The organism is Streptomyces sp. 184 (assembly GCF_045781775.1).
Lineage (GTDB): Bacteria > Actinomycetota > Actinomycetes > Streptomycetales > Streptomycetaceae > Streptomyces.
On sequence record NZ_CP123230.1, the window covers coordinates 655635 to 662500 of the forward strand.

The following is a 6866-nucleotide window of genomic DNA, read 5'->3' on the forward strand; positions in this document are numbered from 1 at the left end:
GGCCGGGTGCCGGTAAGGAGCCGGGACGCACCCTGACGAGGGACCCCGTCAACACGAAGCACTGCCGGCGAGGCCACCCGTCAAGGGGAATCACCGCCGGGCCCGCCAGGGCACCCGGAGGGGCACCGCGGCACGCCGCGGCACACCCCGTAAGGCGACCGGCCCGTGAGACCGGCCCGTATGGCGTCCGGCCCGTATGGCGTCCGGCCCGTAAGGCGACCGGCCGGCTCAGCTCTCCGCGTGCGGCCGCAGCCCGTCCAGCAGGATGTCCAGCAGTCGCGCCGACGCGACCGCCTGCTGCTCCGGGTCCGGCAGGGACGGCGCCGCGGTGGCTATCACCAGCAGCACGTCCGACACCGACACGTCCGCGCGCAGCGACCCCGCGTCCCGGGCGCGCGCGACCAACTGCCCGACCACGTCGAGCAGCGCCGCGGCGTCCGTACCGCCGACGCTCGCGCTCTCCGCGCCCGCGCCCTCCGGCGCCCCCGTGCCCGGCCCGCCGTGCCCGCTGACCTGCGCCGCAGTGCCGTCCGGCGAGGGCCGCTGCTGCGGCACCCGCGGCTCGTCCTCCGGCGCCTTCGCCGTCACGCCGAGCACCTGCGGCGGCAGCAGCCGCCCGGCGCCGGAGTCGACGGAGGCGCGGAGGAAGCGGGCCAGCGCGGCCCACGGCTCGTCCTCCTGCTGGAGCGCGGCGCGCGCCTGCTCGGTCAGCCGGGCGGTCTCCGCCTCGGCGATGCGCTTGACCAGCACCTCTTTACTCGGGAAGCGGCGGTACACGGTGCCTACGCCGACCCTGGCGCGGCGGGCGACGTCCTCCATCGGGGCGCCGTAGCCCAGCTCGCCGAAGACCTCGCGCGCGGCACGCAGGACGTGCTCAAGATTGCGCTGCGCGTCGACCCGCAGTGCCGACCGGCCATTCGCGGACAGTTCGCCCGAACTGTCCGATCCCGTCGCGTTTGCTGACAGACGACTGCTCTGAACCTGCATCTCTATTTCCCCCGGTTATGACAGTCTCCCCCCGGAGACTCCCCACCCTGCTTACCGGAGTGCATCTGGTCGGGCCACTCCGGCTCGTACGAACATAGTTCAGCAGAAGTCAAGAGAGAAGGGGCTGTGGATGAGGATCGGCCGCGGGGCCGACACCTCGGGCGCCGGAAATCCTTCCCCCGCCTGTGGACAAAAGTCCGAACGCGGTGCGTCATGGGTGTTCCGAGGTCGCCGACGGCGGCCTCCCCCCGGGCTCGCACCGCCGCCGGCGTGCGGCGAGGCCGGGTCCCGTGCGGGACACCAGGCAGGAGGTTGCCCATGACGGATCCGACGCGCGTGCTCGTCGTCGGCGGTGGCAACGTCGGGATGGCCGTGGCACTGCGGCTTCAGAAACACCTCGACAAGCAGCTCAGACGCGGTGCGGTGCAGATCACCGTGGTCGCCCCCGACCCGTACATGACCTACCAGCCCTTCCTCGCCGAGGCCGCCGCCGGCTCCGTCCAGCCGCGCCACGTCGTGGTGCCGCTGCGCCGCATGCTGCCCCGCTGCCGGGTGCTCGCAGGCCGCGTGACCTCGGTCGACCACCCCGCGCGCACCGCCTGCGTCGCGACGCTCGCCACCGCGGAGACCGGCGAACCGCCGCTGGAGCTGGCGTACGACCAGCTCGTGCTGGTGCCCGGCTCCGTCACCCGGGTTCTGCCGGTGCCCGGGCTCGCCGAGTACGGCATCGGCTTCACCTCCGTCGAGGAGGCCATCGGGCTGCGCAACCACGTCCTGGAGCAACTGGACATCGCGTCCTCCACCCGCGACGCCGCCCTCCGCGAGGCCGCTCTGACGTTCGTCTTCGTAGGGGGCGGCTACGCCGGCGTGGAAGCACTCGCCGAGCTCGAAGACATGGCGCGTTACGCCACCCGCTACTACACCGGCGTACGCCCCGCGGACATGCGCTGGATCCTCGTCGAAGCCACCGACCGCATCCTGCCGGAGGTCGGCGGCCGGCTCGGCGAGTACGCCGTACGCAGCCTGCGTGAACGCGGCATCGACGTCCGGCTGGAGACCCGCCTGTCGAGCTGTACGGAGCGTGTCGCCGAACTCGACGACGGCGCCCGCTTCCCCACCCGCACCCTCGTGTGGACCGCCGGCGTCCGCCCCAACCCCGTCCTTGCCGACACCGGCCTGCCCCGCAACGAACGCGGGCGCCTGCTGTGCACCGCCACCCTGCGCGTCGAGGGCGAGGACGCCGTCTGGTCCGCCGGCGACGCCGCCGCCGTACCGGACCTCACCTCCGACGAGCCCGGCGCCGTCTGCGCCCCCAACGCCCAGCACGCGGTGCGCCAGGCCCGCGTCCTCGCCGACAACCTGGCCGCCGCCCTGCGCGGCGCACCCCTGCGCGACTACCGGCACCGCTACGCCGGCTCCGTCGCCTCCCTCGGCCTCCACAAAGGCATTGCCTATGTGTACGGCCACCGGCTGAAGGGCTACCCTGCCTGGCTCATGCACCGTGCGTACCACCTTGGCAAGCTCCCCACCGTGGGCCGCAAGGCCCATGTGCTCGCCGAGTGGACGCTCGCCGGACTGTTCAAGCGGGAGATCGTCGCCCTCGGCTCGCTGGAACACCCCCGGGCGGAATTCGAACTCGCCACCCGGTCGGGTCGCGGCCCTGACGGCGACTGAGCCGGGGCATGTGACCATGGACGGGCACGAAACGGCACGGAGCGAAACGAACGACCAACGAGTGGACCTGGGACTGGCACGCTTGAACTTCACGCGCTGGAGCCCCCGGCTCCCCGGATCCCCGCGCCGCACCGCCGCCGCGCGGGGGTTCCGCGGTGCCGTCCCCTCCGCCCGCGCCGGGCGGCAGGGCCGCCGCGCCGCGGCGGAACCGCCACCCGGCGTCGAGCCGGACGCCGACCCGGGCGGACCGGTGAGCGGCCCGGCGGGCGGCGACGACACGGGCCCGGAACCCGACAAGGAACGCGACGCCGACCCGGGCGTCGACCCCGGGGTCGAGCTGCCTGTCAGCGCCACCCTCGGCCGGCTGCCGGCGCCCGTCGCGGTCGTCCACGGCCCCGAGCACCGCATCGCGTACGTCAACGACGCCTACGCCGCCGTCTTCGGCGCCCGCTCCCCGGGCGGGCCCGCCCGCGACGCCCTCCCCGAACTCGCCGAGCTGGGGCTGCTGCCGCTGATGGACCAGGTGCTCCGCAGCGGCACCCCGCGCACCGTCAAGGCCCGCCGCGCCCCCGACGCCCGCTCGTACACCTTCACGTGCAGCCCCATCGACGTCGGCGAGAGCGGTGGCGTGCTCGTCTCCGCCGCCGACGTCACCGACCAGGTGGAGGCCGCGGAGCGGCTGCGCGCCGGCGAGCGCATGCAGCGCGAGGCCGCGGTGGCGCTCCAGCGCAGCCTGCTGCCGGAGAAGCTGGAGCACCCGGACGACCTGCGGGTCGCGGCCAAGTACCAGCCCGGCGGCATCGACGCCGCCGTCGGCGGCGACTGGTACGACGTCATCACCCTCGGCGCCGGCCGCACCGCGATGGTCATCGGCGACGTCATGGGCCGCGGCGTCCGCGCCGCCGCCGTCATGGGCCAGTTGCGCACCGCCGTCCGGGCGTACGCGCGCCTGGACCTGCCGCCGCACGAGGTGCTCCAGCTCCTCGACGGCCTCGCCGCGGAGATCGACCCCAACCAGATCGCCACGTGCGCGTACGCCGTCCACGACCCGCACGAAGGCCGCCTGGTGCACGCCTCCGCCGGGCACCTGCCGATCCTCATCCGCGACGCGGACGGCACCGTACGCCGCGTCGACGAGCCCACCGGCCCGCCGCTCGGCACCGGCGGCTGGGTGCACAGCTCCGCCGAGCTGCCCTTCCCGCCCGGCTCGACCGCCGTCCTCTACACCGACGGCCTCATCGAACGCCGCGGACAGGACATCGAAGAGGGCGTCAACGCACTCGCGAGCGCGTTCGCCGGCGCCACCGGCGCACCCGGCGTCGTCTGCGACCGCCTCATCCGCTCCCTCGGCGTCACCGCGGAGCACGACGACGACGTGGCCGTGCTGGTGCTGGAGCACCCGCTGCGCGACGACGGCGAGGCCGAGCTGTTCCGCGGCGCGGCCCTGGACCTCCTCGGCGGCGTCGAGGCGGCCCCGCGTGCCCGCGCCTTCGCGGACGGCGTCCTGGCGAGCTGGCGCTTCCCGGCGGAGCTGCGCGAGCTGGGCGTGCTGGCGGCCAGCGAACTGGTCGCCAACTCCCTCCAGCACGGCTCCCCGCCCATGCGGCTGCGCCTGCGGCGTACGGACCGGAGGCTGATCGTCGAGGTCACCGACGGCGACGACCGGCTGCCGCGCCGCCGCCGGGCGGAGCCGGGCGACGAGAACGGCCGCGGCATCTCCATCGTCGCCACGATCGCCTCCGGCTGGGGCTCACGCCGCACGCCCGGCGGCGGCAAGGCGGTGTGGTGCGAGTTCGCCCTGCCGGGCAGCGGCAGTAACTAGCGGCAGAAACTGAGGACGACGACGCGCCCCCGCGCGGGGCGGCCGGGAGCCGCCCCGCGCACGCGCGCCCGCTAGGCCGCCCGTACGGGCGCCGTCTCCGCCCCGGCCGCCGGCTTGTGGGACGCCACCTGCACGGTGCCCGCGAGCCGCGGGCAGTCCTGCACCGGCGTCAGCCGCCGGCCCAGCCGCAGCCCCATCACCGTGATGCCCAGCGAGCACACGACGAGCGTCGAGATGTAGGCCCCGTACGCCCCGGCCCCCGCGAGCAGCCCGCCGACCGCCGGCCCGATGGCCAGCGCCAACTGCTTGACCAGCGCAAACACCGAGTTGTACTGCCCGATGAGCGAACTGGGCGCCAGATCGGCCACCAGCGGCGCCACGGTCGGCGACAGCATCGCCTCGCCGAGCCCGAACAGCGCGTACGTGGAGATGATCGCCGCCGTCGCCATCGCCTGCCCGCCGGCGACCCACCCGGAGGCACCGGCCACCAGCCAGGCGAGCGTCCAGATCAGCCCGACCGCGGCGATGACCCGGCTGCGCCGGCGCCGCTCCACGAGCCGCAGCACGGCGAACTGCGCCACGACGATCACCGCGGTGTTCGCCGCCAGCGCCACGCCGAGCGTCGACGGGGATATCCCCGAGACCTCGACCGCGAACGCCGACAGCCCCGACTCGAACTGCCCGTAGCAGGCGAAGAACATCACGAAGCCGAGCACGCAGAGCGACACCATCGCCCGGTCCGCGAGCAGCACCCGCCACCGCCCCGGGGCACCCTCGCCCGCCGGCACGGCGTCCGCGGTCCGCGGCCCGCGCGGCATCCGCGCCGTGGCGACCACGGCGCCGAGCACCAGGAACATGACCGCCTCGATGGCGAAGAGCCGCACGAACGAGCCCGCGTGCTCCTCGTCCACGAGCAGCCCGCCCAGCAGACCGCCGACGCCGAGCCCGAGGTTGTTCAGGAAGAACTGCGTCGCGAACGCCCGCGACCGTGTCGCCGCCGTCGAGCACCACACGATCATCGTGGCCAGCGCCGGTTGGATGACCGCTATCCCGGCACCCATGACCAGCGTCGACGCGAGCACCATCGGAGCCGTCGAGGCCAGCCCCAGCGACAGGGCCCCGGCCGCCGCGGCGACCGCACCGGCCAGCGCCACCGGCAGCGGCCCGCGCTGGTCGATGACCCGCCCGGTGAAGGGCAGCACCAGCAGCGCGGCCATGGCGAACCCGGCGAGTGCGACACCCGCCGTGGTCGACCCGAGATCCCGCACCTGCGAGACGTACAAGAACGTGTACGGCACCGTGAAGCCGTTGCCGAAGGCACTCAGCGCGTTGCCCACCTGGACCCGGCGGAGGGCCGCGGTGCCGGTCTCGCGTGTCACTACTCACCACCCCTGCACACGTGCGACCCGGTGCCCGCGAGCTACCGGGTCGAAGACTTCGATACTAAAGTTCAGAGCTAAAGAGTACATGACTGAGAACTTCGACGCGAACGGGAGAGGTGGAATACTGCGCGCCATGTCCGACAGCGACGCCCCGGCCGCCAACGCCGACCGGCCGCCCACGCAGGAGATGCGCCCGCTCGCCGAGCAGATCGCCCTCTACCAGCGGGAGTTCCAGGAGCTGGACCCCCAGGTCGAGCAGATCGTCTCGGCCCTCAGCCGCCTCAACCGCCGCATGACCGTCGCCTACGGCCGCCACCTCTCCGACATCGGCGTCAACGGCGCCGAGTGGGAGGTGCTCAAGGCCCTCGTCCTCGCCGGCGCCCCGTACCAGCTCGGCCCCGGCGAACTCGCCAAGCGCCTCGGTCTCACCCCCGCCGCGATGACCCACCGCATCGACCGCATGGTCGCCGAAGACCTGGTCACTCGCGAACGCGACGAGACCAACCGCGTCCGCGTCATCGTCGGCATCACCCCGCTCGGCCGCGAGAAGTGGCTCGCGGTCATGCGCATGGGCACGGACTGGGAGGAGGACCTGCTCCAGGACCTCACCCCCACCGAGCGCACACTCCTCGGCGAGCTGCTGACCCGCCTCCTCCGCCGTGTGGAGGACGCCCAGCCCGACGCGAGCGGCCGACTGTCCGATCTGGACTAGCCCTTGACCCGCTTGACACGGGGCAGGCCGCTCCGTAAGGTTCTTCGGGTTGCCACGGGGCCGTTCAGGTCCTGGAGCGCGACGGTGGCCGTCCTTGGTGGGCGGCTCCTGCCATCTCTCGTATCGTGATCGACTCCCTTTCGTCGGGGTTGAATCGGCATGCCCGGTTCTATTCGGCGGGCGGCCGGATTTTGCGCCGCCGGGACAATCCGCTACGGTTATGGCACACCGAAGGGAAACGCCCGGAGAGGCCCGGAAGGGTTTTGAAGGAAGTGTCCGTTCTTTGAGA

At 73.6% G+C, this 6866-nt stretch carries 5 protein-coding genes; 3 read left to right on the forward strand and 2 right to left on the reverse strand.

Features of this window, described 5'->3' with window-relative positions; genetic code table 11:
• Positions 1–228: 228 nt before the first annotated feature.
• Complete coding sequence (locus QBL21_RS02765; RefSeq protein WP_407560359.1) at positions 229–987, reverse strand: TetR/AcrR family transcriptional regulator; 759 nt, start codon at positions 985–987, stop codon at positions 229–231.
• 318 nt (positions 988–1305) lie between these two features.
• On the opposite strand from QBL21_RS02765, the gene QBL21_RS02770 reads away from it, so the two are divergent.
• Both QBL21_RS02770 and QBL21_RS02775 read left to right on the forward strand, forming a co-directional pair.
• Positions 1306–2661, forward strand: a complete 1356-nt coding sequence (locus QBL21_RS02770) for an NAD(P)/FAD-dependent oxidoreductase (protein WP_407560360.1) — start codon at positions 1306–1308, stop codon at positions 2659–2661.
• A gap of 82 nt (positions 2662–2743) precedes the next feature.
• Positions 2744–4483, forward strand: a complete 1740-nt coding sequence (locus QBL21_RS02775) for a SpoIIE family protein phosphatase (RefSeq protein ID WP_407560361.1) — start codon at positions 2744–2746, stop codon at positions 4481–4483.
• A 71-nt stretch (positions 4484–4554) separates the two neighbouring features.
• On the opposite strand, the gene QBL21_RS02780 is transcribed toward QBL21_RS02775, so the two are convergent.
• Positions 4555–5862, reverse strand: coding sequence for an MFS transporter (locus tag QBL21_RS02780; protein ID WP_407560362.1), 1308 nt, complete (start codon positions 5860–5862; stop codon positions 4555–4557).
• A gap of 190 nt (positions 5863–6052) precedes the next feature.
• Between QBL21_RS02780 and QBL21_RS02785 the strand changes: the two genes are divergently transcribed.
• Complete coding sequence (locus QBL21_RS02785) at positions 6053–6577, forward strand: MarR family winged helix-turn-helix transcriptional regulator (protein ID WP_407566282.1); 525 nt, start codon at positions 6053–6055, stop codon at positions 6575–6577.
• Positions 6578–6866 lie beyond the last annotated feature (289 nt).